The 25,998-nt window shown below is 51.6% G+C and carries 27 protein-coding genes; 21 read left to right on the top strand and 6 right to left on the bottom strand.

Annotated elements, in window-relative coordinates:
• Window positions 1–76 precede the first annotated feature (76 nt).
• Both BLT98_RS28670 and BLT98_RS04705 read left to right on the top strand, forming a co-directional pair.
• Window positions 77–595: a hypothetical protein gene (locus tag BLT98_RS28670; RefSeq protein WP_070257653.1), complete on the top strand. Its 519-nt coding sequence runs from the start codon at window positions 77–79 to the stop codon at window positions 593–595.
• 2 nt (window positions 596–597) lie between these two features.
• Complete coding sequence (locus BLT98_RS04705) at window positions 598–1,218, top strand: IncC plasmid conjugative DNA transfer DtrJ family protein (RefSeq protein ID WP_092605617.1); 621 nt, start codon at window positions 598–600, stop codon at window positions 1,216–1,218.
• On the opposite strand, the gene BLT98_RS04700 is transcribed toward BLT98_RS04705, so the two are convergent.
• Window positions 1,190–1,696, bottom strand: coding sequence for a hypothetical protein (locus BLT98_RS04700; RefSeq protein ID WP_092605615.1), 507 nt, complete (start codon window positions 1,694–1,696; stop codon window positions 1,190–1,192). The two genes, BLT98_RS04705 and BLT98_RS04700, sit on opposite strands and share 29 nt — an antisense overlap.
• A gap of 41 nt (window positions 1,697–1,737) precedes the next feature.
• Window positions 1,738–2,628: a hypothetical protein gene (locus BLT98_RS04695; RefSeq protein ID WP_092605613.1), complete on the bottom strand. Its 891-nt coding sequence runs from the start codon at window positions 2,626–2,628 to the stop codon at window positions 1,738–1,740.
• Window positions 2,629–3,173: 545 nt separating this feature from the next.
• Between BLT98_RS04695 and BLT98_RS04690 the strand changes: the two genes are divergently transcribed.
• Both BLT98_RS04690 and BLT98_RS29090 read left to right on the top strand, forming a co-directional pair.
• A complete protein-coding gene (locus tag BLT98_RS04690; RefSeq protein ID WP_070257650.1) occupies window positions 3,174–3,428 on the top strand; it encodes a hypothetical protein in 255 nt (84 codons plus the stop codon).
• Window positions 3,425–3,565, top strand: coding sequence for a hypothetical protein (locus BLT98_RS29090; protein WP_167468678.1), 141 nt, complete (start codon window positions 3,425–3,427; stop codon window positions 3,563–3,565). Before BLT98_RS04690 ends, BLT98_RS29090 begins: the two co-directional genes overlap by 4 nt.
• Window positions 3,566–3,647: 82 nt before the next feature.
• Here BLT98_RS29090 and BLT98_RS28665 read toward each other — a convergent pair whose 3' ends face one another.
• The 4 genes from BLT98_RS28665 to BLT98_RS28655 all read right to left on the bottom strand — a co-directional run bounded on the left by BLT98_RS28665 (window position 3,648) and on the right by BLT98_RS28655 (window position 5,889).
• Entirely contained in the window at window positions 3,648–4,196 is a 549-nt protein-coding gene (locus tag BLT98_RS28665; protein WP_139179086.1) for an AAA family ATPase, read from the bottom strand.
• Entirely contained in the window at window positions 4,196–4,402 is a 207-nt protein-coding gene (locus tag BLT98_RS04685) for a hypothetical protein (protein WP_092605609.1), read from the bottom strand. The genes BLT98_RS28665 and BLT98_RS04685 overlap by 1 nt, the downstream gene beginning before the upstream one ends.
• 264 nt (window positions 4,403–4,666) lie before the next feature.
• The gene (locus BLT98_RS28660) at window positions 4,667–5,662 is read right to left on the bottom strand and encodes a hypothetical protein (RefSeq protein WP_139179083.1); all 996 of its coding nucleotides are present in this window, start codon (window positions 5,660–5,662) and stop codon (window positions 4,667–4,669) included.
• Window positions 5,662–5,889 carry a hypothetical protein gene (locus tag BLT98_RS28655; RefSeq protein ID WP_139144196.1) on the bottom strand — a complete coding sequence of 76 codons (228 nt, stop codon included), beginning with the start codon at window positions 5,887–5,889 and terminating at the stop codon, window positions 5,662–5,664. The genes BLT98_RS28660 and BLT98_RS28655 overlap by 1 nt, the downstream gene beginning before the upstream one ends.
• On the opposite strand from BLT98_RS28655, the gene BLT98_RS04675 reads away from it, so the two are divergent.
• The 17 genes from BLT98_RS04675 (at window position 5,888) to BLT98_RS04595 (ending at window position 25,960) form a co-directional block, all read left to right on the top strand.
• Complete coding sequence (locus BLT98_RS04675; RefSeq protein WP_139179080.1) at window positions 5,888–6,700, top strand: hypothetical protein; 813 nt, start codon at window positions 5,888–5,890, stop codon at window positions 6,698–6,700. The two genes, BLT98_RS28655 and BLT98_RS04675, sit on opposite strands and share 2 nt — an antisense overlap.
• Window positions 6,701–7,298: 598 nt before the next feature.
• Window positions 7,299–8,288, top strand: coding sequence for a TadA family conjugal transfer-associated ATPase (locus tag BLT98_RS04670; protein WP_070257645.1), 990 nt, complete (start codon window positions 7,299–7,301; stop codon window positions 8,286–8,288).
• Window positions 8,257–8,637: a hypothetical protein gene (locus BLT98_RS04665; RefSeq protein WP_139144195.1), complete on the top strand. Its 381-nt coding sequence runs from the start codon at window positions 8,257–8,259 to the stop codon at window positions 8,635–8,637. The genes BLT98_RS04670 and BLT98_RS04665 overlap by 32 nt, the downstream gene beginning before the upstream one ends.
• A gap of 345 nt (window positions 8,638–8,982) precedes the next feature.
• On the top strand, window positions 8,983–11,475 hold the full coding sequence (locus BLT98_RS04660; protein WP_092605600.1) for a VirB4 family type IV secretion system protein: 2,493 nt from the start codon (window positions 8,983–8,985) through the stop codon (window positions 11,473–11,475).
• Between the two features lie 28 nt (window positions 11,476–11,503).
• The gene (locus BLT98_RS04655) at window positions 11,504–12,238 is read left to right on the top strand and encodes a hypothetical protein (RefSeq protein ID WP_092605598.1); all 735 of its coding nucleotides are present in this window, start codon (window positions 11,504–11,506) and stop codon (window positions 12,236–12,238) included.
• A gap of 301 nt (window positions 12,239–12,539) precedes the next feature.
• On the top strand, window positions 12,540–13,667 hold the full coding sequence (locus tag BLT98_RS04650) for a type IV secretion system protein (protein WP_092605596.1): 1,128 nt from the start codon (window positions 12,540–12,542) through the stop codon (window positions 13,665–13,667).
• Window positions 13,668–13,726: 59 nt separating this feature from the next.
• The gene (locus BLT98_RS04645; protein WP_092605594.1) at window positions 13,727–14,599 is read left to right on the top strand and encodes an OmpA family protein; all 873 of its coding nucleotides are present in this window, start codon (window positions 13,727–13,729) and stop codon (window positions 14,597–14,599) included.
• A 114-nt stretch (window positions 14,600–14,713) separates the two neighbouring features.
• Complete coding sequence (locus tag BLT98_RS04640) at window positions 14,714–15,406, top strand: VirB8 family type IV secretion system protein (RefSeq protein WP_070257639.1); 693 nt, start codon at window positions 14,714–14,716, stop codon at window positions 15,404–15,406.
• Window positions 15,403–16,239 carry a TrbG/VirB9 family P-type conjugative transfer protein gene (locus BLT98_RS04635; protein WP_070257638.1) on the top strand — a complete coding sequence of 279 codons (837 nt, stop codon included), beginning with the start codon at window positions 15,403–15,405 and terminating at the stop codon, window positions 16,237–16,239. The genes BLT98_RS04640 and BLT98_RS04635 overlap by 4 nt, the downstream gene beginning before the upstream one ends.
• A 2-nt stretch (window positions 16,240–16,241) precedes the next feature.
• The gene (locus BLT98_RS04630; protein WP_092605592.1) at window positions 16,242–17,636 is read left to right on the top strand and encodes a TraB/TrbI/VirB10 family type IV secretion system protein; all 1,395 of its coding nucleotides are present in this window, start codon (window positions 16,242–16,244) and stop codon (window positions 17,634–17,636) included.
• A gap of 223 nt (window positions 17,637–17,859) precedes the next feature.
• The gene (locus tag BLT98_RS04625) at window positions 17,860–18,585 is read left to right on the top strand and encodes a TcpQ domain-containing protein (RefSeq protein WP_092605590.1); all 726 of its coding nucleotides are present in this window, start codon (window positions 17,860–17,862) and stop codon (window positions 18,583–18,585) included.
• An 18-nt stretch (window positions 18,586–18,603) separates the two neighbouring features.
• Window positions 18,604–20,361: a type II secretion system protein GspD gene (locus tag BLT98_RS04620; RefSeq protein ID WP_092605588.1), complete on the top strand. Its 1,758-nt coding sequence runs from the start codon at window positions 18,604–18,606 to the stop codon at window positions 20,359–20,361.
• On the top strand, window positions 20,330–21,664 hold the full coding sequence (gene pilO2 / locus BLT98_RS04615) for a type 4b pilus protein PilO2 (RefSeq protein ID WP_139179077.1): 1,335 nt from the start codon (window positions 20,330–20,332) through the stop codon (window positions 21,662–21,664). The genes BLT98_RS04620 and pilO2 overlap by 32 nt, the downstream gene beginning before the upstream one ends.
• Window positions 21,654–22,328: a hypothetical protein gene (locus BLT98_RS28650; protein ID WP_139179074.1), complete on the top strand. Its 675-nt coding sequence runs from the start codon at window positions 21,654–21,656 to the stop codon at window positions 22,326–22,328. Before pilO2 ends, BLT98_RS28650 begins: the two co-directional genes overlap by 11 nt.
• A gap of 9 nt (window positions 22,329–22,337) precedes the next feature.
• On the top strand, window positions 22,338–24,167 hold the full coding sequence (locus BLT98_RS04605; RefSeq protein WP_081345710.1) for an ATPase, T2SS/T4P/T4SS family: 1,830 nt from the start codon (window positions 22,338–22,340) through the stop codon (window positions 24,165–24,167).
• A gap of 2 nt (window positions 24,168–24,169) precedes the next feature.
• Window positions 24,170–25,369 (top strand): hypothetical protein, encoded by a 1,200-nt coding sequence (locus BLT98_RS04600; RefSeq protein ID WP_092605582.1) that lies wholly within the window; start codon window positions 24,170–24,172, stop codon window positions 25,367–25,369.
• Between the two features lie 9 nt (window positions 25,370–25,378).
• Window positions 25,379–25,960 carry a type 4 pilus major pilin gene (locus tag BLT98_RS04595; protein ID WP_092605580.1) on the top strand — a complete coding sequence of 194 codons (582 nt, stop codon included), beginning with the start codon at window positions 25,379–25,381 and terminating at the stop codon, window positions 25,958–25,960.
• The last annotated feature ends 38 nt before the right edge of the window (window positions 25,961–25,998 follow it).

Raw genomic sequence — 25,998 nt, 5'->3', positions numbered from 1 at the left:
TGCTCTCTTGTCTGGATGGAAGTGATGAGCCATGTGGTAGAAGCACAATGAAGAGTTAACCAAAAAAGACATAACCATGAATGAAAAAAAGATTCTATTAGATGCGATAAAGAATGCTGGGCTCTTGACGCAGACAAAATTTATATGGCTAGTCAATCCATTGTTGGAGGATATGGCGCTTAAATTTGCCAACTACGTTGGCCCATACTCATTGACGAAAAGCGGAAAATCTCTTCTTGGTTATTGTCTTAAACAGGCTGTTAGTCAGCACAAAAAAGAGAACGACCGAAGCGGGGATGTGCAAGCGGCTGCCGGGGCTTTTGCAAGGGTGTTGATAAATCACAGTCAGGATGTATTTTCTCAGCAACTGGTGGTGGAAACCTCTAGCGGTGATATTGTATGGTCGCCGTTCGTTTGTGGTGCCGATAAATTTATTAATAAATGGGCTGAGTATCCCATGAGGAATTCAAGAATTGAATCTAATATTTCAGTTTCAATAGCCTCTGCATTTTTGATGATCCAGATTATGCCTCACTCTCTTCTGGATAATGAGTCATTGGCAGAATTTTTTCCAAAAAATGAAAAAAATTTCTAGTCATGGCTATTCATCCTGTTGAAGTAAAAAATACATTCTTGAGTCACTTCATCTTGTGGGCACTGTTTTTGCCTTTATTGACTATAATATCGGTTCCATTATTCAGTCCTGACCAGGGGGTGCAGAGCGAGGAAGTTGAGATGTTGAGAAGTTTTGGCGTGAATCTGGATAAGGTAAATGCTTCAGCCAACGATACATTTACTTCGGCATTTATTGCGACTGGCGTGATGCAATCAACGGAAGGTTTGGTTAATACAAAATTCCCGAGTTCTGCAGCTACAAGGTATGCAGCAAAATGGCTACGAGGAGTATATCTGATGATATATAAAAGCATATGGCGTATATATGCACTGACGTCCATGTTTTTTATCCCTGTGCTCGCGCTGTGTATTCCATCCGCAGTAGATGGCTTCATGATTCGAGCAAGGAAAAGCTATAAATTTGAGACATCGAATCCTGTTTTCTTTTACTCCTCGATGCATGTATTTAGTTTGGTATTTGGTCTGTTTTTCTTTCTGCCGATAGCTCCTGTTACGCTATCGGCAAATATACTCGCGGTCATGCTCTGCAGCCTTGCGATTGCCGTGTGGGTAGCTAGCTCAAATTTTCAGTCGGGGAATTAAGCAACAATTTCTGGCGGTGGTGGGCACGCATAATCGCTGTCAGATACGACTCGTGCGGATTGAGAGTGCATTCTTCCGAGATCACTCTCAGCATCCTTTGGGCGTCTCCACTGCACATGGCAAGCAGCTCAAGCATCAGCTTCGAGTGTATATCCGCTGATGCCTCTGCCATGCCGGGTGCTGGCGGCTGGCTTAACCCTGACATGGGCTCCACTTGCCCATTTTTGTTGTCCGCCACGGTCGGCACGTCAGCTTCCAGGACGAATAGCCGGTTATAAAGCGTTGGCCACGCGATAAACAAAACGGCCCCGCCTAATGTCCAGACTGTTGCAAAAACTCGTACTGGATCAGGCATGCCCAGTTTTAATGTGAGTTGACTCAGCATCACACCAGGTGCGATACAAACCAGAAATCTCAGCAGAGGTCTTGTGTTGACGATCCTTAGGGCCGTAGCTAATTTATCTTGTTTCATCTTCATTTCTATTTCCTTAAAAATTCAATCTCTTTGATGAGTTCCGCTTACACTCCGCGCAAGTTCAGGCTTGACAGGAGCCTGAGCCCTCGTTTTACCTCTGAAAAATTCGGATGCTTTGAGTCACGTACGAGTTGCAATAGGTCGACCTTGCCCCGTGCAACAACGAGCAGGAAAGAATTCAGTGCAAGTGACACGGCAAGACTTGAAGAAAGGCCGGTAGATTTCATCATTGCATCGAGGACCATCTCCTCAGTAAGCGACCCGAACGTGATTTTCCTAAAATTGCTTTTCTTGACTATCGCGTGGAGAGCACTTTCCTCACTTTCCTCGTGCTGGATCTGAGTTTCGCTTTGGGCCATTGTTCGTTTCCCCTTTGGCGATAACCATAACTCGGAGAAAGTCTTTATATGTGAATAAATTTTTCGTGTCGTAAAGTCGGAAGGCCGTGGGTATCCATATGCCTCGACATGTCGCGCAACCTGACCCATGGTTGGATTCGGGGGAAGGGAGGTACGTAGCAAGCTGCATATGGTCTCAAAGTAGCGACACTTCTCAAGGCTAATCAGTGCAACCACCGCAGCACAGTAAGAAAAGCTCTTGCGTTCTCCAAGGCTCAGGTAAAAGTTCTGAATTTTCTGGCGCCCTGGGGAGTCGCCGATATTTTCCTTTATCTTGGCCAGGACACTCTGTCGTTTTGCTATTGGAATGAGATGGGCTTTTAGCTCAAGCACTACATTTTCACAAAAACGCATGTCTCTGGACTGCTTGGCTTGTCTGAAAAGGTCATATACAGCCGACGCGGATGGCGAAAATCCCAGTTTTTCCGATACTTGCGCCAACATTTTTTCTTTGTCGCATTCGGTTTGATCAAAATAGCCATCAACAATATCCATACGTAAGTCCTTTGTAATTCTCATAAAATGATCGTTCTTCATCTTCTCTCAGGAACTGAGGCCCATCCAGGCAAATCACTTCCCAGGCTTTGTCGCCCGCCGTTCGTCCTTGTGTGAAATTTCAAGACGGATTGAAATTTCCATGTTGTTTCATATTCTAAGGCAATGTTCTTTGCCAACAATTCAATATAACTCTCAATTTTTTGAAGGAATCGAAAATATTTTATTTTATGGTTGGCAAAATATGGAAAGTGCGGTAAAGTTGCTGTGTCGAAATTGCGGCATTGCGGTTTTTAAATTAATACTCCCACCTTGGTGCCCGCTTCAATCTGGCGTCAAAAAACAAAATCTCCAGTCTTTTCATTGGTCTTTCAACGAAAAGATATTCCAATCTCCAATTTTTACTTCGCCAGTTTTTGGCATAAATTATTGGAGGCTACATGTTAAAAATCCTTGTATAAAAACATTGCGCAAAAAAATATCAAAATGCATTTTTTGGATTTTATATATATTTAATCAATGAAAATTTTTTAAAATATTCCGTCAGGTCTGATTTCTGGCGGTACACATTGCAAATATGGAGTTCCATGAAACATCACTTGAAAATTCTCGGAGAATATGTAGGGCATTTGACAATAGGCGCACTGATGTTTGCTGCACTGCTATTTTTTGGCGGGGTACTGAATGTTCTGGTTCATTGGGCAACGCCAATCGTTGGTGACAATTCTTTTGCGAATTTGATGAAGATCGTAGAAAAAATTATTTTATATACAGATGCAACATTCATTATGTATTGGGCAATTTATTCAACGTATACGGCAATTAAGGAAATGATAAAATGAACATGTTTATGCAAGGTTTTATTGCCGGTGCACGTGAAACGCCCCAAGCCTTCTTCAAGCCTCTCGTCGCAGTATGGCGGTTGCTCAGAACGTTGATCAAGGTCATCAATTTAGCACTGTCTTCCAAAGCAGCTTAATATTCACCCAGCAGTCTACCTTCGGTAGACTGCTTCCTCACATCCAGGCTAAATCAGATAGGAGTGAATGGACTCGGCCCCTTCAGCGAGGAGCAATATACAGTGAGGCCATGAAATTGGCTAACGCATTGATCTCTTCTTTAGCGTCATGCGCATTGCGAACAAAGTAAAAATTCGAGTTACTCCGTACCTGCTTCAATACTTCGCAGAGCGAAGCATCCCGATGGGAGTTGAGGCCGGGTGTCCAGTGGCGTTTGGTCGTCGCTGCCCTTGATCGTAGCCGCTCGTTCCGGCTCTGCGCCGGTGCCCATACATAGGCGATCTTGGCAGTCGCCGGTAATAGCGGCAGATGTGCAGCTAGTACAGGAAAGCCATCGATCACGCAGCGATCATAAGACAAGGCATGCGCCAATAGCTTGCGCACAACATCGTCAGACAGCGGCTTGCTTGGTCTCATTGTTCGAATTGACAACATCAGGGTGATGGGGATATCGCCAGGGTAGGTGCCGGAGATCGCCAATCTTCGGAGCAGGCCTAGGTTCAGATGCGCATACCCGATTCTGGCGAGTGCCTGGCCTAACGTCGATTTCCCCACGCCATGGCGACCAATAAGACAGATAAGGTCGGCCATCAAAACATCCTGGTACGCTTCAAGATATCGGCCTCCAGCTGCAGGACCAGTTCGCGTGCGGAGCTGACATGCGATAGCGCTTGATCAATCAAGGGCGCATCGGCCGGCGATATTTTCTTTAGCCGCCGGAAGGCCTTCATTCCTTCCGATAGACAGTCGTTGCCATCGCGAAGATTCTCCGTGACTTTCCCATCTGCTGTATTCATCGTTTTCCAATCAATGTACATTAATACTATGGCGCTTCGGCGATCCCTGTTGATACGAGAATCGGCATCAGTTGCATAAGCGCCAAATTCAGTTTTTCTGCCGTAGCCCACAGCTCGCTAAGGTCGCCCATCCATCCAAGCACTGAAATAGCGAGAATGACTTTTGCCAGAACGAACCAGCGCCGATTCCACCAAGCTTCGCTTGGCTTGCGGTATCGCGAGTTGGTGCGCAGCAGAAATGACTCGATTTTTGATCGTCGCAAGTTATTTCTCGCTGAGCAGTCTGAAGCTCTTGCTGGCTGGTCTTGGCTCTTGAGATAAAAGAACAAATTTGCCAGCTTCGGGAATATCATCAACCTTCTTCATCGGGCTCTCCGCGATGTCTTCACCTTCCCGTGCAGCCTCCTTTGAAGTCAGCTTGCCTACGCTTACGGTGGCTACCTGGCGGCTATTCGATTGCATCACGATTGGTAGTGGCGGCAGTGGCAAATCGACAGATCCGAACGCTTGCATTTGCATGTTCGCCTGGTCTGGTACGGTGACGGATACTGGCTTTACTGGCTGCATTGGACGCGACGTCGTTTCAATCGTTGCCAATCTGCTTTGCAGCTCGGAGATCGTACGGGTCGCCATTGTAAAATCGCGGTATAAATTTTCTGCCCGAGCGTAGAAATGATGGGCACTACCGGCAACGATGACGACGGCCGCCGTGGCCAGCACTACGCGCCATGGCAATACTATGGACTTCTGGAAAAAAGGAGCAGCGCGGTATCGAAGTTGCTCGGCAATGAGCGTGCCTGCGTGATAGCAGCACTGTCGGGACAGGGATGCCGCTGAATGCAAGAACTGCTGAGAGTACCGTGGCAACAGCGTTGAGAAAATGGCTGTATCGCCAAACCATTTTCCTGCCGGATTGCCTGAAGCACCATCCTGTATCCGCACGGCAGCATGCTGTTGATCAAAAAAGGGCATATACGCTGCAGGTCTTGGATGTTGGCGCTCCTGCGGCAGCCCCACATGATGATCATTTGCTGCGCAACCAAAGCGCGCGCTGAGTGACTCGGTTGCTGCAGGCGTATTATCAGCTGTTGTCTTCGGCAAGCTTTGAATCGCTCTTGACAGATATTGTTCTTCGGCGAGGTTGGCCCATTCTGTGGAAAAGAGACGGCTATATGGCTTTGCTTCCGACCGGCGCCACATCGCAGCGACAGGCCGGTCTTCTCCAAAATGGAGCGGGCGTGATTCTATAGTTTCACTCATCAAGAAGACCTTCGCGACAACGCGCCATAGTTAGTTGAAACTTGGACTTTAGCAACGGCGCAATATTTTCTTAGAGCAATATCAAACCCAAAACAACTGGAATTCGGCATTTCCTGGATGGTCTGCCTGGGGACGGCAATACTGCTGAAAAAATACAGTTTTTCACTGTAAGCGTTGCCGGGAAGATTGGCAGCATGATGATTCTTAACCACAAACGGAATCGTCATGACAATCGAAAGTCCAACCGCATCCACAGAATTGCACACAGCGATCTCGGAAATCGCTGCCGCGGATGATCAACTCACCCATATTCTCGACGGTGGCGCAGCTGGCGGCGCATCTTCTGGAGTCAGCATTATTTCGGAGAGCGAAGTTGTCGCATTGCGCGAGCGCGCACAGCGTCAACGGGCGCGCGGTGTAAAGCAGCTGTCCAACCGGCATGACGGTGTCGCCTCCATTCTTGTGACGGTAAGCTTGAACGAACGCAGCGTCGGCTCTGCATTCGAACGTTGGTTTTCCAGCATTGAGAATGGTATCTATGTCACGTGGAAGCGCGGTGAAATGTTTGTCGGCAAGGCCGGTGCTGAAGTATTGATGCAGATGATTACCGATAAGGTCGGTGAACTGGAAGCAGACGCGAGCGCCTCCGAAAAATCAGTTCAGCAATCCATGCAAATGATGCTAACCGACTCATCGGTTCTGCCCATGTATACCAGTCCGGCAGCAAAGCATGAGGTACAGCTGCGCACTCTCTTGAGCAAGCGCGTGCTTAGCGTAATCGAAAGAAACGATCGTACGCTGACTAACTTGGTTAAATTGCAATGGAATGGCGAAGTTGGACAAGATGAGATCGAAGCCCAGGAAGGCAAGGTCAAAAAGGGCCTGCGGGAACTTGCTGGCCTGCTTAACCGCACAGTCCGTGCCTTCCGTCAACGTGGCGATGCATTGGCGGAAGCGAATACCGGTCAGGAGGCAGGGCAGGGCCTGATACAAGCGACCGCTATTGATGCATCCGCTGCAGTTGCCAAGATAGCCTGATCGCGCCGTCGATTCCTCTTAACCCTTCGTCAGCCTGCACGGTAGTGACAGGTGGGCGTTGATTGGCATTGCTCAACCACGCTATGCCAGGCCTGAACCGGCGCTAACGCCGGCAGCATATCTTGTTCCTCACATCCAGCGTTTTGACATGTTGCTGGCGGACCTGTCTGAGGGCGCAGGGGCGCGGCCATGCCGTTCTCAAAGGCCACAGGCCGCCGCCTAACGCTGGCAGCAAACGCATGCCAGCGTGGTTCGCCGGTCTCCTGCAGTGTCCGCACGTCCTGCAAAAATGGCATGCGGCATGCGGCATGAGAAGCATTCGCTGTTGTTGTCGAAGCAGAAGCCAAACGCCTTCTCATACGCCGCTCAATTTCCGACCTCCAACACAAGCAAGGTCCAATTTCCGAGGTGCATGAAGAATAGTCCCAGCAGATCAACGGTTTATGTGTGCGTCGGTAGAACTTTATGTTGCTCCAGGCAGGCATTCTGAAACATGGGAAATTGAGTGTCGGATTTGACGGATTGCAAGCCGGCGCTACATGGATGATTCGTCCAGCTGTTGCTCCCATGATGATCGAAACAAATCAAAAAAAACCCGATGCTGAATCCGCAAATTGTAATTGATATCCTGAATAGCCAACTCGTTCCACTGGCTGCCTGGCTGAAAGACAAAACGGTCACAGAGATCATGGTCAATCCAGGTGGCCACGTCTTTGTCGAGGCAGCGGGAACAATTACTTATGTCGGCCAACTGCTCACCGAACACATGATCTCGACTGCCATCAAGGCAGTGGCAAAACATGTCCGGAAGGATGCCCGGGCCAATACTAACTCGGCAATTGTTAATGCAAGCATTGATGATTTGCGAATCTCGGGTGCACTTTCCCCCGTGAGTCCAGGCGGTTCGTTCATCACGATCCGCAAACACCAGGATGCGGGAGATCGCCCCACCATGGAGGATCTGATCAATAAGAAGCAGGCGTTGACCGCAAAACAAGCGCAGACGATTGAACAGTTAGTTCTTCATGATCGGAACAACTTGATCATCGCCGGTGGCACGGGATCTGGCAAAACAACGCTGTTGAACGCCCTCCTGAACAAGATTCCTGGTCATGAGCGCATCATCACGATCGAGGATTCGCGCGAAATCCAGATATCTGTCCCGAATTTCATTCCCTTGCTGACAAATCCGGATGAAGGCATTTCGGCCCGGGACATGGTCAAGATGGCCATGCGGTCGCGGCCAGACCGCCTGATATTGGGAGAAACCCGCGGCGACGAAACCTACGACCTGATTCGTGCCTTCAACTCTGGCCACCCGGGTTCGATTTCTACCATCCATGCTGACTCTGCAGAGGAAGCCCTTGGCGCGCTGGAGATGTTGTTTCAGATGAGCTTGCCAGCAAATGCATCGATTTCCTCGGAACTTGCCAGGGGTTATATCGCAAAGTCGGTAAAGGTCGTTGTCTTTGTAAATCGCAGTATCGAATTCTCGGATGGACAGGCCCGGGTAATTCGCAAAATCCAAGAAATCTGTCTTGTTAAAGGAGTTATAAATGGAAATTATGTCCTCGAAAACGTCGCCTAAGAAGTTCACTTTTGCATACCTTAAGGCCGCGATCATCGCCAATACACCATCTCAGAAATCCTGCCTCCAAACCTTGGCGGCTATCCTTTGTGTGGCCATTCCAGAGATCGCGCTTGCGCAGGCTCAAGCTGGCGCCGGCGCAAATTTCTTCTGCTATATCGCACAGTATTTCAAGGCGATTGTCGGCACGGCGTGTTTGGTCACGATCGTACTTTGGGCTCTTGAGCACATCTTTGGCGTAGCCAAACTGCATGACGTTGTAATCAAGGTTGGTGTTACCGCTGCAGTCGTCATTGCCGGTTCGGCATTGATTACCAATTCCGGCTTGACCACTTCCTGCGTCGTATAACACATGCGCACTTCGCCAGTGACCCGGGCAATCAGCTTGCCCAGACTAAACTACGGAGTGTCCTCCAAGGCTCTTGGGTATTGTTGGGGACCGACCGCCCTAGTGGCAGTTCTCACCGGCTCCTCCCAAGGCTGGCTTTGGGCGGCAATCCCGATCAGCGTCGGGTTCACAGCGCACCTCATATTGCAATGGCTTTTCCAAAAGGATGCCAGGATCTTTGAGATGTATGTCAACTATGCGCGGCTGGCGGATTCCTATCACCCCCATGCCCGAGAAAGTTTACCCGCCACTTTTGAACGCCCACACAAAGTCGGGCGCGGAATCAGATTCTAGCGACACCAAATCATGTTGAAAATTAAATTCCGCGAGACGGACTTGGGGCATCCCCTGCAGGCGCTTTGTCCATGGATCGACTTCATCACACCCGAACTCGTGCTGAATAAAGATGGTTCCTTATTGGCCGCTTTTGACTACCGCGGCATCGATCCTGACAATGTCAGCGACTCAAAGGTCAACGGGACAGCTACGCGTATCGAAGCATCGAATGCGCTATTGGACAGCCGTATCACTGCCTGGTGGATCGTTGACAAGCGCAAGGATACATCCTATATCAGCGGGGAATTTACCAGCCAGGCGGCGAAGGATCTGGACACTATTTATTCCAGGAGCTTTACGGACGGAGAGCACTACACCCTTGATTACAAGTTCTATATGTTGTTCACCGGTGAAACTGGGGCGAACAAGTTCTTTGACCGAGTGGAACGCATCCAAACTGAGGAGGGCGCGGCCATCGGTAGCGCGGTGATTAAAGCAATCAAAGAGTCGCTGTCAGGTAGCCGCGCATTCGCCAAAGACATGGGTGTCCTGCGTAGCAATATTGGGGCCTTTGAAAGGATTATCTCCGCCTTTACCAGCGCATCGCCGCTGAATTTCACGCGCCTTTCCAAAAGCTCGGGTTTTGACAGGACCCTCGCTACGCTTCTGAATCGCGCCAGCCCGCCGGCCACGCATGCCAAGCCTGAGCGAATGATGCTTGACTCCTGGGCACCGGCAAACTACGTCGCCAGTGGGCCTGATGTGATTCAGTTCAAGGGCAACACGCGTACGGTTTATTGCGCGGCGATGGGCGTCATCAAATGGCCAGACCATACCTCTCCGATGTTATTTGAGACATTGTTGAAGATGGACGCCGAGCTGACCGTGTGTCAAATCACGCGCTTCCTCAATTCTCCTGAAAGTACCGCTGAGATTGACAAGGCTATCGAATATTACAACCTGACGCAGTATGGTCTTATTGCGCATTCGTTTGCTGCGGCGACCGGCAACGTAGCCGAGCCAAAGGCTGGCAAACGCGAGCTGTTCGACGAGTGCAAGGCCGCGAACGCGCGAATTGGCAGCGAGGGCATTACCTACGCCTACCACAATCTTACAGTCTTCCTGTACGGCGATAGCATTCCGGAACTGGAGGCGCGCGTTTCAGAGGCGGATCAAAAAATGAGCGCAGCCCGGTTTGGAATGATACGTGAACGGCTGAACACCTTGCCGGCCTTCGCGTCGATGCTGCCTGGCCAGTGGGCAATGCAAACGCGCTATGAATTGATGTCCGGGGAAAACGTTGCCGACTGTACGCCGATGTTTACGCTTGATGAAGGGTCACGTTCGCACAAGTACTTTTCCTCGATGATTTTTCAGCGCCCCGTGTCGAGTTTCGCCGTATTCGGCAATGCATACGGTACGCGATCCTATTTCTCCCCCCATGTGGGACAAATTGGTCATCTGCTCCTGATCGCTCCCACTGGCGGCGGCAAAACCACATTCGTCAACTTCTGTCTGTCGCAATTTCAGCGTTATCCGAAGAGAAATACATATATCTTCGACCGGAATTATTCGTGCAAGGTTCTGACAGCCTTGCACGATGGGCGTCATATTGACATCCGTACTGGCGTTGGGAAGTTCAATCCGCTGTTTGCCATGATGGACGGCTCGCCGGACGGCCAGCTTTGGGTGCGCGAATTTATTCTGCGGCGATTTGCCGAGGGAGACTTTGCCGCGACTACCGAAGACCGCGCCGACCTCGACACGGCCTTGACTGGATTGGCGCAAGAATATGAACGGACGGGCAAGCCACTTCGCTTGAGCACGCTTGCAGCAATGCTGCCGAGGCGGCTTGAGGCCGAACTAGGTGAGTGGCTTGAGGGCCGGCCGTACGGGATGTTTGATACGGACGAAGACGACTTTTCACTGGCCGACTGGACCACTATCGAAATGAAGGATCTGATGGCTGTAGAGCGTTTGTCGCGCGCCTTCATGGACTATGCATTCCGAAAAATCTATGTCTCGCTGGATGGCACGCCGACATTTATTTATATCGAAGAGGCCACTTTTCTGATCGCGAACCCCAAGTTCAAGGACATCATTGATGACTGGCTGAAAACTTTCCGCAAAAAGAATGCATTCATCTGGATGACGATCCAATCCCCGGAAGCGATCAGCAATTCAGATATCGCGGCATCGATTCTGGATAATATTTTCAGTTTCCTGATGCTCTACAACGAAAAGGTGGAGCCACATCGCGCGGCGTACCAGAAGTATTTCGCTTTGGCAGATCATCATATCGACATGATTGCCCAGCTGATACCAAAACGTGACTATCTTCTGATCCAGTCTTCCGAGGGGGGCGGAGCATCGACAGCCCGCGTCTTACAGACCTCATTCAGCGCGGCTGAGTTGGCCTACCTCAGATCCGAGGAAACGATCCTGGGTATTTTCGATCGGCATTACGCCAGCGGCGCTGTCGACTGGAAGGCAAGATATCTGCAAGAAGTCAGTTCGATGTGAGTGCAATTCAATTAACCCGGGAAATCATATGAAATCCAAGTTCAAATTTTTCGTCGTGATCTCATCCTTTTTGTTGGCTTTTCTGACCGCGCCAGCGAACGCCATCTTTGGCGTAGGTGATATCGTGATTGATCCAACTAACCTCATCCAAAATACATCGACTGCCATCGCGGCTGTTAAAACAGAGGTTAGCACCGCTGCCTCGTATATTAAGCAGATTCAACAAACAATTGCTTTGGCCAGATCCTTGGCGTCTGTCGATGGGCTCGCGAAATTGGCAGGCGTCGAGAATGAATTGGCGTTGTACCGGGACCTCAAAAAAGCTGGCGACCAGTTGGTGGTGGTAATGAATCAAAGTAAACAACTCTCGCAGAATGTAAAGGCTGAGTTCGGTTCTTCGGATTTCAGCTGGAAAAGATTCTTGACCTCTCGCTCGACCATTCTGGGTAATCAAGCCCAATCATTGGCTGCACAATACGAATTGCTTAATAAATCATTGATGCAAATTGCGACACGGCGTCAAGTTATCGTGAAAGAGCTCGAGAAGTCGACGGGGCAGACTGCGGCCATCCAAAGCGTTGGTGCCGCAATTGACATGATGGTAGGACAAAATCAGCTGATGGTGGCGACATTGAAGATGCAGGGAGACTCTAAGCAAATCGACGTTCATCTTGATGATGCCGCCCGAAAAGCAGGGCAAAAGGTAATGAGTGAATATCAGCAAAAACTGCTGGATGAGGCTGCAAAATACGATCGCCCGTAGTGGACGACTTAACCTGCGTATAGAAATGTACGCAGGGCGAAGATGGTCATGGGGGTACAAGATTTTCGTTGAGTAGCTTATTTATTGCCAGGTGATAACGATACATGACAACATGAAATAGTCTGCCACTCCCGTCAGATAAGCACATGCATGGCTATTCCGCGTCAAGACTCTTTTTTTGATCGCCATGTTTTGCCTCTCTGGTTTTTCAAAGATATTCTAGTAAGAATTTCACATAATTGATTCAGGCGGTTGACTGGAAAATTATGTCAATCAACCTCTAAGATTTTCAAATATGTAAATGGAAATGAAAAAATACAACCAAATAAAATCCATCTTTCTCGCAATGCTTCTTGTTATGTGTGCAGTTTTTGCATCCTCGGCGGCTGCCGCATCGAGTGCGGAGGGTAATAAGGCGCCTGGTGCATTTTTTGATAAACTCGATAATGGCGTCAAAAATATCCAGGAAAATGCCCGCCGACCTATTGCCACAACGCTGTTTGACGCAGGTCTGACAATCGCGTTCAGGACCATCCCGTGGGCATTGGCGATCGCCGGATCGCTGGCTGTTCTTTACATGATCATTGAGGCAATGGGAGTCTTGAGTGGGAAAAATGGTTCAATGCTCACCGTAATATTCGATGTTGGATTGCCGGTGGTCCTTTGCTCCTACTTGTTGCTCAAGTATCCAACGGTCATAAAGGATTTCGCTGGGGCGGATGGACCGCTTCAATTCATACGAATGATCGGCGGGGATGCCATTACATCGGTCTTCAATATGTATTCCAGTATCCTAAAAATGATCGCTTCTGCGATTTCCAACAGCACGGCTACCGTCCTGAAAACTGCAAGCTTCTTCAATCTTGACAACACCATGGTCGCGATTTTTGATGCATTGATAACAGTTATTTTTGCTTTGGCAATTATTCTTTTATGCTTCGTCGGCTTGGCAGAGATCATGGGCCTGCTGCTGATGGGCCCATTTCTTACCGCTGTTGCTGTGGCGTTTGGCCCGATCTTCATTGCGGGGATTGTCACTCCGTGGACACGGGAATATTTCTCGAAATGGCTCGGTTTCCTGGTCGCGGCAGCCGTTTTGACTGGCGTGCTGGGTGTCAGTGTTTCCATCGCCGCGACGCTGTTTGAGCAATTTGGCTTTGCCGAAGTGGTCGCAAGTCCCACGCCTACAGCAATCGGAATGTTGATTGCCACCATAACCCTGATGAGCATTAATTCGCTTATCCAGCAAACGCCTGCAATTGCCAATGCACTGGTTCCTGGCTCATTTGGCGCGACTAAAACAGCGGGAGCGGCCGTCAAGGATGGCGCAAAAACGGCCAAGGATGCAGCCAAGTCAGTCTCCGGCGGGGCAGGAAAAATTCGCAAGGCTGCCATGGCAAAGATTTTGCCCGGCAAGAAAACTTCTTAGCCGCGCTACCGGCCGGAGCGTTCATCTGCTCAGGCCTTCAGAAACCCTGGAAGATCAGTATGACAAAAAAGACGATTTCTCGATTCGCCCTGGTTGCATGCTTGTCGGCATGCAGCACGGCGAATCCAATTCAGGATGCGATTGAATTCGGGTACGTTGTGGACGGTGACGAAGCGCATGAAATAGTGCAGGTCTTCGAATTAAAAGGGGACACCGTCATACAACTCAGAAATTTTGAGGAAAGCGCACCCGTGTTCATGGGGGCGCAAGGTGCCATTACCTATTCGCGCGTTGGTCAAAGTGCCGTAGTAAAAGGAATTCATACGGCACTCAGCCTGGACCGCAGCTGGGGAAAAATCGCGATAAGGCGAAATACCGTTCCAAAGCCGGTATTACCCAAGCCCGCATTGGCGATCGGCACAGCAGGCAGTCCAGATAGTGAAGAGTTCAAAGCCACGCGGCGCCTCAAGGCAGAAATCGCGGCAGTGCGGGCGGAGCTCACGCGGTTGAAGAGCCAACTGGCGTCAGATCGTATCGTGCCATCAGCACCGATTTCTGCATCGGAGACGGCATTGGCCGAGCGGTTTGCGCCGATCTCAGCCGAAATCAAGATCACATCCTACAGTGTGAACTTCAAGAATAACAGCGTGTCTTTTTCCCCCAATCGACAAACTAAATCCCTGTTTCTTGCCAAGGCAAAAGGGGCGAGCAGAGTGTTAATTACCGGATACACGGATAGCGTTCAGGCCAATGCGGCAAGCTCCAGATTGGCAAAAGGGCGGGCGGCATCCACTCAGGCATTTTTGATACAAGGCGGCATCTCCCCGGAGAAGATCCAGTTGTCGTATAGGCCCGCCGGCGGATTCATCGCCGATAACTCAACGCTGGAGGGAAAACTGGCCAATAGAAGGGTAGAGGTCCAGTTTATCTGATTTTTATCCATCTTTATTGCCCCTGCACGACGCGTATCTTGCCTTTGAAATTCCGATCAGAAAAATGCGTCGTTTTGTCGTTCTTCCTTTGCCCTTCCTCTTCACAATCAACACATGAAACCACAACAAAAAAACCTCGCGGGCAAGGTTCCCGATTTCGCTCCAGGCCAGATTGCCGACGACACTGCCCGACAACATTTTGAGTCTGGCGCCCGCGCGACTATTGAGCGAAATCGCTGGTTTCTTGTGTCATGTGGCCTGACCGTCGCATTGGTAGTGCAGGGAGCGCTCTTCAACTATCTATTCCCGATGAAGTCTGTAGAAACCATCCAGGTGACCAAGGAAGCTGGCGGGCGTTTGGTGGCGGATGGTGTGGCAGTCGGCAATTGGACGCCGGACAAGGATTCCATCGGATTCTTCCTCAACCGTTGGGCCAACTCTGTATATGACGTCAATCGCGCCACTATCGATGGCACGACCCGCGAGGCGTCCGAACTGGTCGTTGGTACCGCACAGGCCCAGCTGAAGGAGCTTCGCATCAAGGACAACCCGTTTCTGGCGCTTAAAAACAATGCAAACTACTCTCGCACCTACGAATACAAGTCGATCAATTTCATTGAAAACGATGTTGCTTTCCTGCGGTTTAAGACCATCACGCGCAGCAATGACCAGGTTACTGAAATGACATATGCCATGAGTATTACCTTTACGCGCGTAAAGCCGACCACGCGGGAACAGCTCATGCGCAATCCGGCTGGCCTGTTCATTACCAGTTTTAACATCAGCGAAGAAGCGCTCTCGAAATGAAACTTTCCTCCCACATTGTGAGCGTCGCGCTCCTTTCCGCTATTTTCATGACGCCGCACGTGCAAAGTGCATCGGTTCAAAAATCCATCACAGCCCGAAAACCAGTGCTGATCGACGCCGCGGCAGAGGCCATTCCCGTACCGATGGAAAACCGAATCGTCCGCTATACCTATTCTCCCGATATCATTTTCCGGGTGTTTACGCAGCCCAACCGGCACACCTTTATTGAGCTGGGCGAGGATGAAGGCCTGACGGAGGAGCCAAAGACGGGAGATTCCATCCAGTGGCGCGTTTCGGGCGGGCCTCGGAACATCTATGTCAAGCCGAATCGGGAAGGCATCGAAACCTCGCTCACGATCGTCACGAACAAGCGTTCGTACATATTTCAGCTGATTTCCGGAAAGCGCGAATCAAAACTTTATCAAAAAGTGAGTTTTGACTACCCCGACCGGATTGCCGAAATTCGCCTTCGCCAAGACAACGCCGCAGCGGTGCGCGTCGCGGAAGACGACCGGCTGAGGGAGCAAGTTTTGGCTGCGAATGTAAGCCCAGCTGAACTCAGCTTCGAGTTCGATATCAGCGGCGATGCCACTTTCAAGCCGACCGCTGCCTACACGGATGGAAAGGCCACCTACCTCAGGATGCCGAACAGCCAGGATAGTCCGGCAGTCTTTTTGATTGAGGACGATGGGAGTCCTTCTTTGATCAATTACAAGGTGAAGGGCGAATTGATCGTCGTCGAAAGAGTCGCGCAACATTTGCTTCTGAAATTAGGCAAGGCAGAAGTGAAAATATCCAAGCGCAAACCGAATCACAGCACATTCTGGCGGTAATCATGGCGAAAGACCCATTTAGCAATATCCCCGAACTGGATGAAGGGGATGGTTTTCCACCATCCGGGGCTCCCAATCATGTTCTGGAGAACAATAAGCTCAATCAGGGAAAACCACCGAGGAATATGCTGAGCAGTATCAGCAAGATCCTGATGCCAGTCGCCATCATTGGCATCCTGGTATGGATGTTTGCGCCAGGCGATCATGCGACAGCAAAAAAAGTAGCCGCCCAGCCTGATGTGGTCGTCAATCAGGCGACTCAAGCCAACAATACAAATACTTTGCTCGATAGCCTGAAGGATCAGGCATCCAAGGCGCCTGGGCCACAGATGCCAGCGCAAGCTGCAGCTCAAAACAATCCGTCCGGACAAAGTCGGGGAGCGGCTCAAGCCAGCGTAAACACGCGTGTTTCCCGCGACTATGCCGAACCTGCCAATATGGCATATCCCTTGCCGGCGGCATTTAATTCGACTTCCGGAATGAGTCCACAGGAGGCGGCGCAAGCCGCTGCCCTTGGGCGTCAACAGCGGGAACAGGAGATACGCTCGGCACCAATCGAAGTGTCCGGGCAATTCAAGCTCGCCACTGATGTTGCAAACGCGGGTCAGCCTGTAAGTCAGCTACAGCAACTGGAAGCCGAAATTGCCGCGACCAATAGTAAACGCGACAGCGCCGCGCAGGCGCAAGCCGATGCGACTTTACGCGCATTAGCCGGAAACCCGGCGCCGGTTGCCAGCAGGGCCAAGGGCCGGAATGAGGAGTTTCTATCGGCCGCCGCAGGAACTGGTCCCACGCCACTGCTCCACCAGCAGTCCGCACCGACGCACACGCTGATTCAGGAAGGAACGGCCATTCGTGCCGTTTTATTGACCGGCGTGAATAGCGATTTGCCTGGCAAAATTGTCGCCCGAGTCACATCAGATGTCTACGACAGTATTCATCAACGCTTTGTCCTCATTCCGAAAGGAAGCAAGCTAATTGGCGTCTACAGCAGCGAAGTAGTGATCGGGCAAGAAAGCTTGTTATTCGCCATGACGCGATTAATCTTGCCCAATGGTAGTTACATTTCCCTCGCCGGCGCGCCGGCGACGAACATGATCGGGCAAAGTGGAATTAAGGCCGACGTGAACAATCATTTCATGAAAATGTTTTCGACCAGTTTCATTCTGGGGGCCACCTCGCTCATGCTTCCTAGTAGCCAGAATACCGTGTCGACAACCTCAAACGGCGGGGGCAATGTGACGACTGGCTCCGTAGCAGGGCTGGCTCTGAACGATGCCTTGAATACGATGATGGCGAGAAACAAGAGCCTGTCGCCAACGCTTAGCACTTCTTTTGGCAGCCCCTTCATGTTCATGGTCGCGCAAGACATGGCGGTCATGCCTTATCACGATTAAAAATCGCACAGTCTGCCACAAGGCGACTTTCCCTAAGTTGCTGATCAGGCGTGCAATTTGCGCCGGTCAGCACTTCATTCAGCGCTGACTTCCGTTGTGATCAGGCGCGTTCGCTTGGGCCAAAAACTGCCAATAAAGATGGGCATCTCGGCAAGGAAAATGATGCGCTCTGGCTCAAAATCGAATATAGGCATCGACTATCCACCAGGACATTACTACCCCCATGAACTCTTTTAAAACTATTTCCCTCGTTGCGTTAATGCTTGCCGCGAGCTCGGCGGCGGCCATCGACAGTCAATATTACCTGGCGGACGCGATGATGAGCCAACAAGTTCGGACATACAGTGATGGAAAGAATACGTACATCGACGCCATTCCCGGCTTGATTGTGCGTGGCGCAACGGCCGATGGCGATTCCTACGTGATGCCAGGGGTGCCGCGAGAAATCAAAATTCAGCTGAATGGACGGCAGACATCGTTGATCCATGGCCAACGCCAGACCATGCCTGCTGGCCCGTCAGCGCGCAATGCTGCCACTGCTGACATTGTGAACAAGATCGAGCGCCTGGAATTAAAACTTAAGCAAGCTGAAGGTGCCAGAAGCAGCAATGACGGCGTCGCTTATCTCAGCGATGACGAGACGGTTCAAGGGCGAGGCGATCCCGTCCAGCAATGGGATGTTCGACCGGAAGACATTCGTTTGGCAAATACCTTCGAACGGTGGGCCAAAACCGCAGGGTGGCGCATCCAGTGGGATGCGAATAAGCATTTGCTTATCGAGAGTACGTCAACGTTCACTGGTTCTTTTGAGGATGCCGTGAAGGCGGCATTGATGACCCCAGGTATCCGCTATGGGGCGTATCCGCTCGAGGCTTGCGTGTACGCGAATTCTCCGCCACTGGTGCGCATTACGCGCCAAGGCGAGCAGTCGCAAGAGTGCCCCGACTAACTCCTTAAATTTGAAACCATGAAGAAAATTATACCGCTGGGTCTATTCCTGCTTTCCGCCTGCACGTCGCCTCAACTGCAGCGCGCCGCCAGCGATGATGTCAGCAACGCGCTTAACAAAGCCTCGATGGGAACGGGAGGCATTGCGCCCAAAGGCGGCGCCGCCACGCGAGGATCATCCGATTACGCGGACAAGCTGGCCGCAGAGCAGTCAAACATGCCCGTTCTGCGCCGCTCCAAAAAGGCTTGGCTGGGTTCCCAAATGGTTCCTGTAACAAACGATGACAAATTGCCGTCGGTCTTTAAAACCAAGTACTGGCTCGAATTCAATGACAAGAAGGAGAATCGTTTTGTATCGCTGACCACGGTGGCCACACGATTGACCGAGTTGACCGGCGTTGCCGTGCGCGTACAACCGGATGCACTGGAAGGGTGGGCCCGCAACGGCGAGGCGGGCGTGCAACGTGGCGCCGCGCCTGCGCCATTTAATCCACAAGCTCTTGGACAGCTGTCGCCAAGCCCTTTGCCGCTCATTCAAAATACCTTTGCACCTCAGTCAGCGGCACCGCAGGTGCTTGTTGATTCGCTGGAGATGAAGTGGAACGGAACCTTGGTGGGCTTTCTGAATCACTTGACTGATCGCCTTGGCCTGGCCTGGGAATTTCGCGACAACACGGTGGTGATCATGAAGTACGTCACTGAATTCCATGAGGTTGCGGCTTTTTCTGGCCAGACCAATTATTCGATGTCAACCGGGGGGGCTTCGAATGGTTCCAGTGGAACTGCTGGCGCTGGCGCATCTCAAACTGCTTCGACACAGCTGGAAGTGAAGGAAAGTGAAAAAGAGGCCGATGCCGTCAATTCAATCATGGTGGCGGTCAAGCAAATGATTTCCTCGGTGCCTGGCTCAACGGTGACCCGCTCTGAAGGTTCTGGACGCATGGTCGTGAAAACGTCGCGTGAAATGCAGAGTCAGGTCCGTGATTTCCTCAAATCGGAAAATACTTCCATGCTCCGGCAGGCGCAGATCCAATTCGATATCTATTCCGTGCGAACGGCAGACAACGACGAGCGTGGCTTGAACTGGTCCGCTGTGTTTAATACCCTCTCCGGTATTTACGGTGCCAATATCACCTCGCCATCCACCTTGACTGGCGCCACAAGCGGCAGCATTGGTCTGAACATCCTGAATACTGGTGATGGAAACAATTCGAACACCAGTGCGCGTTTCGGCAATTCGTCCGTGATCGTGAACCTGCTGAAGCAATACGGCACAAGCGTGCAATATCGCCCGGTTTCTCTATTGGCCCTGAATCGGACCTGGGCGAAGAAATCCCGCTTGTCCACGGAAGGCTACTTGGCTGAGACGACTCCGGGACCGGCAAGCTCGACTGGAGTGGGCGCCCCTGGCTTGAAAACCGACAAGATCACGACAGGCGACCAGTATGTCGCTCTTCCGCAAATCCTGGACAACAACACCGTGCTGTTGAAATTCGGTGTTTCCTTGTCGGATCTGCTCGGCCTGTTTGACGTTACCGTTGGCAGCGGTTTGACTATTCAGAAGGTACAGACACCCCGGGTCAGCAGTGTCAACGACCAATACACCGTGGCATTGAAACCAGGTGAGGTGATTGCGATTTCCGGCCTGTCGCGCCTGGTTACGACCACGGATCAGCGGTCACTGGCGGAAGGTGCATCGATCGGTTGGGGGGGGAGCCGCAAGATAGAAATGCAGCGGGAGAATTTTGTCATTTTCGTTCGCCCAGTCATTCTTTAAAGTTCAAATTGATATGACTCAGCTTATCTTTAAAGAAAAGAAGCGCGTAATGATTGCTGGCCTGGACTGGAGTGTTCTTCAGCATTACCGGTCCGGCAACACGATCACAAGGGAAGTGCGAACCATTGCGGGCGATCACGGTGCTGACCGTATTATTATCCATGCGGCGAACGTCGCGGGGATGGTGTCAGCCACCATCGGCACTGCCAACCTGGCCGAAATTGAGGGCCCCACCGGGCGGGAACAGCACTCATTGGCCGCCGTGTTTGCGCGCGCGTATCCAGAGAACGCCAATATGGTCCTGGCATGGCGTCTTGACTCGGCCGTGGCAATTGTCGTGGTACAAGACGGCTTACCCGTTGTCGACATGCTCAAGGCCGACACGGACGCGCTGGCCTTTCTTGAGGCGGTCATCAATGGCAGTTTTGGTTGCCTTGGGCATACCATTTATAGCAATGAAACAGAGATACACCCATTCGCCGAGCTGATAAGCGAAAGCCAGCTTTGGACTTGTGCAAGCAAATCCACGCGCTTGGCAAAAATTCCGCTTAAAAGGTCGGTTGCCATGCTGGGTACGCTGGCCGCAGTCCTCATGGCAGCCAGCGTTTATTACTATGATCAGGAACAGTCCAGCAGGAGGCTGGCCGCGGCCCAGGCTGCATTGGATGCGGAAAACCCCATGCCTTCCTATCAAGCCGCATTGACTGACAATATCGGTGCGTTGGGCTTTGAGCGTGCCTCGATCAAGGCGACGTTAGCCCAACTGCAAAATTACCCCGTATGGTCTCAGGGCTGGATGCTTCGGAAAATTGAGTGCGACCGTTCGCGCTGCGTCTCATTCTGGGACCGCATGGGCGGAACGACGAATACGCTAATTGCGGCACGTCAGCAGGAAACCTATCTGGCAGAAAGCAATGAAGAGGTCTCGCTGTTTGCCTGGAAGTCGAAGCTCAAATCGTCTGGTCTTTCTTCATTGAGCCAATTTGAAACAGAGTCTCAAGCAACGATAGGCAACATCAATACGTTCCAGCTGTGGCGCAATGCGGGCATTGCGATCGACGAACCGGTGAAAGATTTTGTGACATGGCCCAAGCCCCCAATTGGCGATGGGAGCCGTCTTCCAAGGGGTAGCGCGGTAATCGCTCGGCCGATCTCGGTAACAGCGCCATTCCCATTTGCCGAAGACATCATTAATGGAACTCCCGCATCCGTGTGGTGGCAAAGCATTGCCATTACCTTTTCTCCTGGCGGGAAATCCGAGCAACTCAAAATTACCCTAAAAGGCACCACATATGTTCGCTAAACTGCTACCTACATTGGCGGCTGTTGCTCTGGCAACTTCCGCGATCGCACAACAGATGCCAGTACCAGAGGGCAGTGGCAAAACGAATTCGTCCCTCGTCGCCAGCCCGCCATCAACCGTACGGGCTCCCATATTGCCGGCGAAGGCCGAGCCGTCCAAAACGGATCAGGCAAAGGCCGGCCAGGCGGCGCCATCCGTTTCTGCATCCGCAAAAACTGCGCATGTTCCAGCCGCGCCGGCAATTGCGCAGGCAATACAAACGCCGCCCACTGGCGTTCTATCCATCCAGCAGGTGGCCGATGCGCAGCGCCAACAACTCACTACCGAAGCGTTTCAAAAGTTAGGATTGATGAGCACAGCGCCATCTGCCGCTGCGCCTCCGGCTGAATTTCCTAAACTGTATCGTGCTCCAAAAATCTACCCGAAAATCGAATACGTTGCTGGTGCCGCCGGTGACGAAAAGGCTGGATTCCGCATGCCCGACGGCGAACTTCTGCAACTGGAAGCCGGTGACACCATCAAGCAATGGCAAATCAAGAATATTGCCAATGGCAAGGTATATCTTGAAATGCCGGCCAACGCTTCATCGTTGAAAGGCGCACAAAAAAAGAAAGTCAAAGCGCCTGCCTCCAGGTTGATGGCTGTTGGCCAATCGTTGAAGTAGGCGGTAGGCATGCTCACACTTTTCCGAGGAAATAACCATCCCGAGCACCCCATTGGCCCTGGCACGATGGTCACCGTGAGGCCTGCGGGACAGCGCCTTGAACATGCTTCAGGCGGCGCTGATTCAGCGGGCCAGCTGCATACTGGGCGCACCTTAAAGGTTGAGCATCTTGACCAATTGGGCGATGGCAAGATTCTGCTGGTTAGTGGTGGCGATCAACTGGGACAGTACAAGATTCCCAAAGGTCAGGAGTATGCCGTTGCAGCAATCACGCAGAGCAAGGGAAGGGCAACGATAATTGTTGATCCAGAGTATGCCGGCAACCTCAGCGCGACGTTGACCAACCTGCGTACCAAGCTGGTTAGTCATGGCTACCATGTCGAGAGTGGACAGATTCCGTGCTCGCCGGCGGTCATCAAGTCTCTGGTTGATGATTATCAACATCGCATTTCTCAATTCGGTGGCGAGGAAGCCTCGTCTTCCTCAGAGTGGAAGACGCTTTTCGAGTCGATCGGCGACATCGCTGTGCGTGCCGGCGCCTCCGACATTCATTGTGTTTGCGAGAATGAACGCGGAACGGTACAGATCCGCATCGATGGAGAGCTTGAGCCGCTTCCAGGCAAAGATAAAGGTATTTTCACTGCCACCCAATTGCGCGGCGCCGTGAGCTGGGCCTATACCAACAATGTACAAACCGGATCCAATACCGAATCGCAGTTTCAAGACGACGTCAACGCGAGCGCGATGATTAAAAGCCGGGTGATTGACGGTAAAAAAATAGCGATGCGCTATCAATCCTTTCGAAGCCCAACGGGACCGAAGATCGTTTGCCGGCTGCTTAATACGGATAGCGATGCGCCATCACGAACGTTCGAGGAGTTGGGATATGCATCCGAACACATCGATTTGTTCCAGGAGGTTCCCTATGGGCCGCCGAAAATAAATATCCTCGCGGGCATTACCGGCTCGGGAAAGACGACCACCGCGCAATCATTTTGGGAAAGCCATCCGGGTAACGGAAGGCAGGCATTTTTTTCCATTGAAGACCCGATCGAACTGCGGCTGAAGGGTGTGCATCAGATCAGCTTTCAACGCAATCTGCAAGATCGTGCCGGAAGCGAGCGGGAATTCAATGGAATCGTGATGGATCTTCTGCGTGGCGACCTGGATGCCGCATTTATTGGCGAAATACGAGACCGGTCGAGCGGGGCAGCTGCGCAAGAAATTGTCTTTACTGGCCACATGGCGATGGGAACGCTTCACGCCCAGTTTATCTCCGGTATCGTTCCGCGCCTAACCGATCAAAGCATAGGCCTGAACCGGAGCGTCCTGACAGCACCCAATGTACTCGGCCTTCTGTCCTACCAGGCGTTGGTGCCGCTGTTATGTCCGACTTGCAAGATCGCAATACAGGATGTGGGAGAAACCAGATTCGCCCATGGTATCGCGGGAACGCGTTACGGCGCCGACATGGAACTGCATCGGATTCACCATGATATGGCGATTTTCGAAACACGCTTTGATCTCCCGCGAGACAACTTCTTCTTGCGAAGAGATGGCGGCTGCAATTGCTGCCGTGGCCGTGGCATCAAGGGTCAAACGGTTGTGGCCGAAATGATGATTCCAGACGAGCGCTGGCTTCAACTGACACGGGAGGGCCGAGACATTGAAGCGTATTGGCATTTCCGCTCGGATTCGGACAAGCGATTTGATACATCGGACATGCGTGGAAAAACGGTATTTGAACATACGTTGTTCAAGGCGATATGCGGTCTCACGGATCCCCGGAATGTGGCGCCGTTTGGATCATTCGCCCGCTTTGCAATACCTGGGAAATAAATATGCTGCGACGTTTAAAAACAATCAAAAATACATTCCAACTCTTTGACTTCCGTGTCGGACGAAGTGACTTCTACCGTGAGTTGGCAAAATCCGTGGAAAAGACCGAGCCGCTGCGCGACTTCGTGGAAGCGGAGTTGAAACTCGCCAGAAATCCCATAACACGCTCCCGTTCCAAGGCATATGCCATGCGGCATGCACTACGCTTGCTCACCTCCGGCAGCAACCACTCGATCAGGGCGACCATTGGGGAAATCATGCCGGCAGAGGATAGGCTGATGCTGAGCGCAGTTGACCGTTCGAAGGACCAGCCAACAACCCTGAGGGTTCTGGCAAATGCGATCGACGATCAAATGGAGGCCAAGAAAGCCATCGCCATGGCAGCGGTGAAGCCGATGCTGATACTGCCGGGTGCCGCAGCCCTGGGCTACATGATCAGTTCCAAAGCGATTCCCGCTATCGAGAAGACCGCTCCGCAAGAGGTTTGGACGCCATTTAACAATGCTGTTCGCATCACTGCAAACGTCATCAATAACCACGGGCTTTCAATCTGTCTGATTACGCTGGTCCTTGTATTGTTCTTTCTGTCCCGCCTTCCCACATGGCGCGGCCCGCTGCGGCTGAAAATGGAAAAATGCAATCCTACCCTGGCGATGTGGCTGACCCCAGTCGCACCCTGGTTAATACCGTTGTCGATGTATCGGGACTTCCAGGCTGGACTGGTTTTCTCTGCCTTGGCGGTCTGGCTAGGAACCGGTCGCAACTTGAAGGAGTCGCTTGAAGCGATCCATAAAGATGCATCGCCCTGGCTGCGGCTGCACATACGGCGCATTTTGAATCATTTGAACGCCAGGCCGACCGAGTATGTCGAGGCTTTTTCCAAAGGTCTTGTTTCCCAAAAACTGTTGGCCAGACTCGGCAGCTCCATACGAAACACGCCAAGTTTTAGTGACGTCATTATTGAAGTCGGCTTGAAAGGTAATACAGAGGCGAGGGAGCAGGTTACGAAAAATGCTGCGGTCCTGAACTTCACTTACATCGCAATCGTTGTCGGGCTGGTCATGTTCCTATACCTCGGGCTGATGAACATAAGCAACTCCATGGAGCAGGAAATGGATCCGATCCGCCAAATACAAAGGGAGATGGAGAAGAAAGCATCTAAGCAACCAGGCAACACTCTTGCAACTCAAAACCAAAACTGAAAGGTATCTATGCAGTTCGAACATGAAAACAATCTCGTCAAGACTTCCCTCTACAAGCATCGCCAGCAGGCGGGCGACTTTATGCTCACATTGGTGATCGCATTAATCGTGGTTGCCGTCATCGTCGGCAAGGCTTTTCTGAACTATCGCGATACGTCGCGCAAGGAAGAGAATAACGCTGTTGCCAGCGCGATTACCATCATCGCGGGCGACCTTCGCAAGAACTTTGGCATGAACAATGAGTATGGCTCCCTGACGACCGCGATCGCCGTCAAGTCCGGCGCGATCCCGCGCAACTTTCGTGACGGCACAGCCGATACCGCATCGAATATGTGGGGCGGGACGGTGACCGTGGCGCCAGCTACCATCACTGTCGATAATGACGTGGCAAACCTGGCCTTCACGAAGGTGCCGTCCGCTCAATGCTACGACATTGTCAGCGCGACACAAGCGCTCGCGCGCCGGATTACCGTGGGCAGCTCGACCGCCAAAGCCGCCGACGCCACGTTGAACGCCGCAACCTTGGCGACCGCATGCGAATCGGCTACCGATGTCACCATCACCTGGGCAATTGGCCGTTCCGGCACCTAACCCGCTGGAGCGCAGGCTATCTGACGAACGCCTGCTCC

Source organism: Janthinobacterium sp. YR213, assembly GCF_900099875.1.
Lineage (GTDB): Bacteria > Pseudomonadota > Gammaproteobacteria > Burkholderiales > Burkholderiaceae_D > Janthinobacterium > Janthinobacterium lividum.
This window is presented reverse-complemented; position numbering and strand designations above follow the sequence as displayed.

Coding starts and splice junctions, on each gene's coding strand:
- BLT98_RS28670 (WP_070257653.1), top strand. CDS start 77: ATGAATGAAAAAAAGATTCTATTAGATGCGATAAAGAATGCTGGGCTC.
- BLT98_RS04705 (WP_092605617.1), top strand. CDS start 598: ATGGCTATTCATCCTGTTGAAGTAAAAAATACATTCTTGAGTCACTTC.
- BLT98_RS04700 (WP_092605615.1), bottom strand. CDS start 1,696: ATGAAGATGAAACAAGATAAATTAGCTACGGCCCTAAGGATCGTCAAC.
- BLT98_RS04695 (WP_092605613.1), bottom strand. CDS start 2,628: ATGAAGAACGATCATTTTATGAGAATTACAAAGGACTTACGTATGGAT.
- BLT98_RS04690 (WP_070257650.1), top strand. CDS start 3,174: ATGAAACATCACTTGAAAATTCTCGGAGAATATGTAGGGCATTTGACA.
- BLT98_RS29090 (WP_167468678.1), top strand. CDS start 3,425: ATGAACATGTTTATGCAAGGTTTTATTGCCGGTGCACGTGAAACGCCC.
- BLT98_RS28665 (WP_139179086.1), bottom strand. CDS start 4,196: ATGGCCGACCTTATCTGTCTTATTGGTCGCCATGGCGTGGGGAAATCG.
- BLT98_RS04685 (WP_092605609.1), bottom strand. CDS start 4,402: ATGAATACAGCAGATGGGAAAGTCACGGAGAATCTTCGCGATGGCAAC.
- BLT98_RS28660 (WP_139179083.1), bottom strand. CDS start 5,662: ATGAGTGAAACTATAGAATCACGCCCGCTCCATTTTGGAGAAGACCGG.
- BLT98_RS04675 (WP_139179080.1), top strand. CDS start 5,888: ATGACAATCGAAAGTCCAACCGCATCCACAGAATTGCACACAGCGATC.
- BLT98_RS28655 (WP_139144196.1), bottom strand. CDS start 5,889: ATGACGATTCCGTTTGTGGTTAAGAATCATCATGCTGCCAATCTTCCC.
- BLT98_RS04670 (WP_070257645.1), top strand. CDS start 7,299: ATGCTGAATCCGCAAATTGTAATTGATATCCTGAATAGCCAACTCGTT.
- BLT98_RS04665 (WP_139144195.1), top strand. CDS start 8,257: ATGGAAATTATGTCCTCGAAAACGTCGCCTAAGAAGTTCACTTTTGCA.
- BLT98_RS04660 (WP_092605600.1), top strand. CDS start 8,983: ATGTTGAAAATTAAATTCCGCGAGACGGACTTGGGGCATCCCCTGCAG.
- BLT98_RS04655 (WP_092605598.1), top strand. CDS start 11,504: ATGAAATCCAAGTTCAAATTTTTCGTCGTGATCTCATCCTTTTTGTTG.
- BLT98_RS04650 (WP_092605596.1), top strand. CDS start 12,540: ATGGAAATGAAAAAATACAACCAAATAAAATCCATCTTTCTCGCAATG.
- BLT98_RS04645 (WP_092605594.1), top strand. CDS start 13,727: ATGACAAAAAAGACGATTTCTCGATTCGCCCTGGTTGCATGCTTGTCG.
- BLT98_RS04640 (WP_070257639.1), top strand. CDS start 14,714: ATGAAACCACAACAAAAAAACCTCGCGGGCAAGGTTCCCGATTTCGCT.
- BLT98_RS04635 (WP_070257638.1), top strand. CDS start 15,403: ATGAAACTTTCCTCCCACATTGTGAGCGTCGCGCTCCTTTCCGCTATT.
- BLT98_RS04630 (WP_092605592.1), top strand. CDS start 16,242: ATGGCGAAAGACCCATTTAGCAATATCCCCGAACTGGATGAAGGGGAT.
- BLT98_RS04625 (WP_092605590.1), top strand. CDS start 17,860: ATGAACTCTTTTAAAACTATTTCCCTCGTTGCGTTAATGCTTGCCGCG.
- BLT98_RS04620 (WP_092605588.1), top strand. CDS start 18,604: ATGAAGAAAATTATACCGCTGGGTCTATTCCTGCTTTCCGCCTGCACG.
- BLT98_RS28650 (WP_139179074.1), top strand. CDS start 21,654: ATGTTCGCTAAACTGCTACCTACATTGGCGGCTGTTGCTCTGGCAACT.
- BLT98_RS04605 (WP_081345710.1), top strand. CDS start 22,338: ATGCTCACACTTTTCCGAGGAAATAACCATCCCGAGCACCCCATTGGC.
- BLT98_RS04600 (WP_092605582.1), top strand. CDS start 24,170: ATGCTGCGACGTTTAAAAACAATCAAAAATACATTCCAACTCTTTGAC.
- BLT98_RS04595 (WP_092605580.1), top strand. CDS start 25,379: ATGCAGTTCGAACATGAAAACAATCTCGTCAAGACTTCCCTCTACAAG.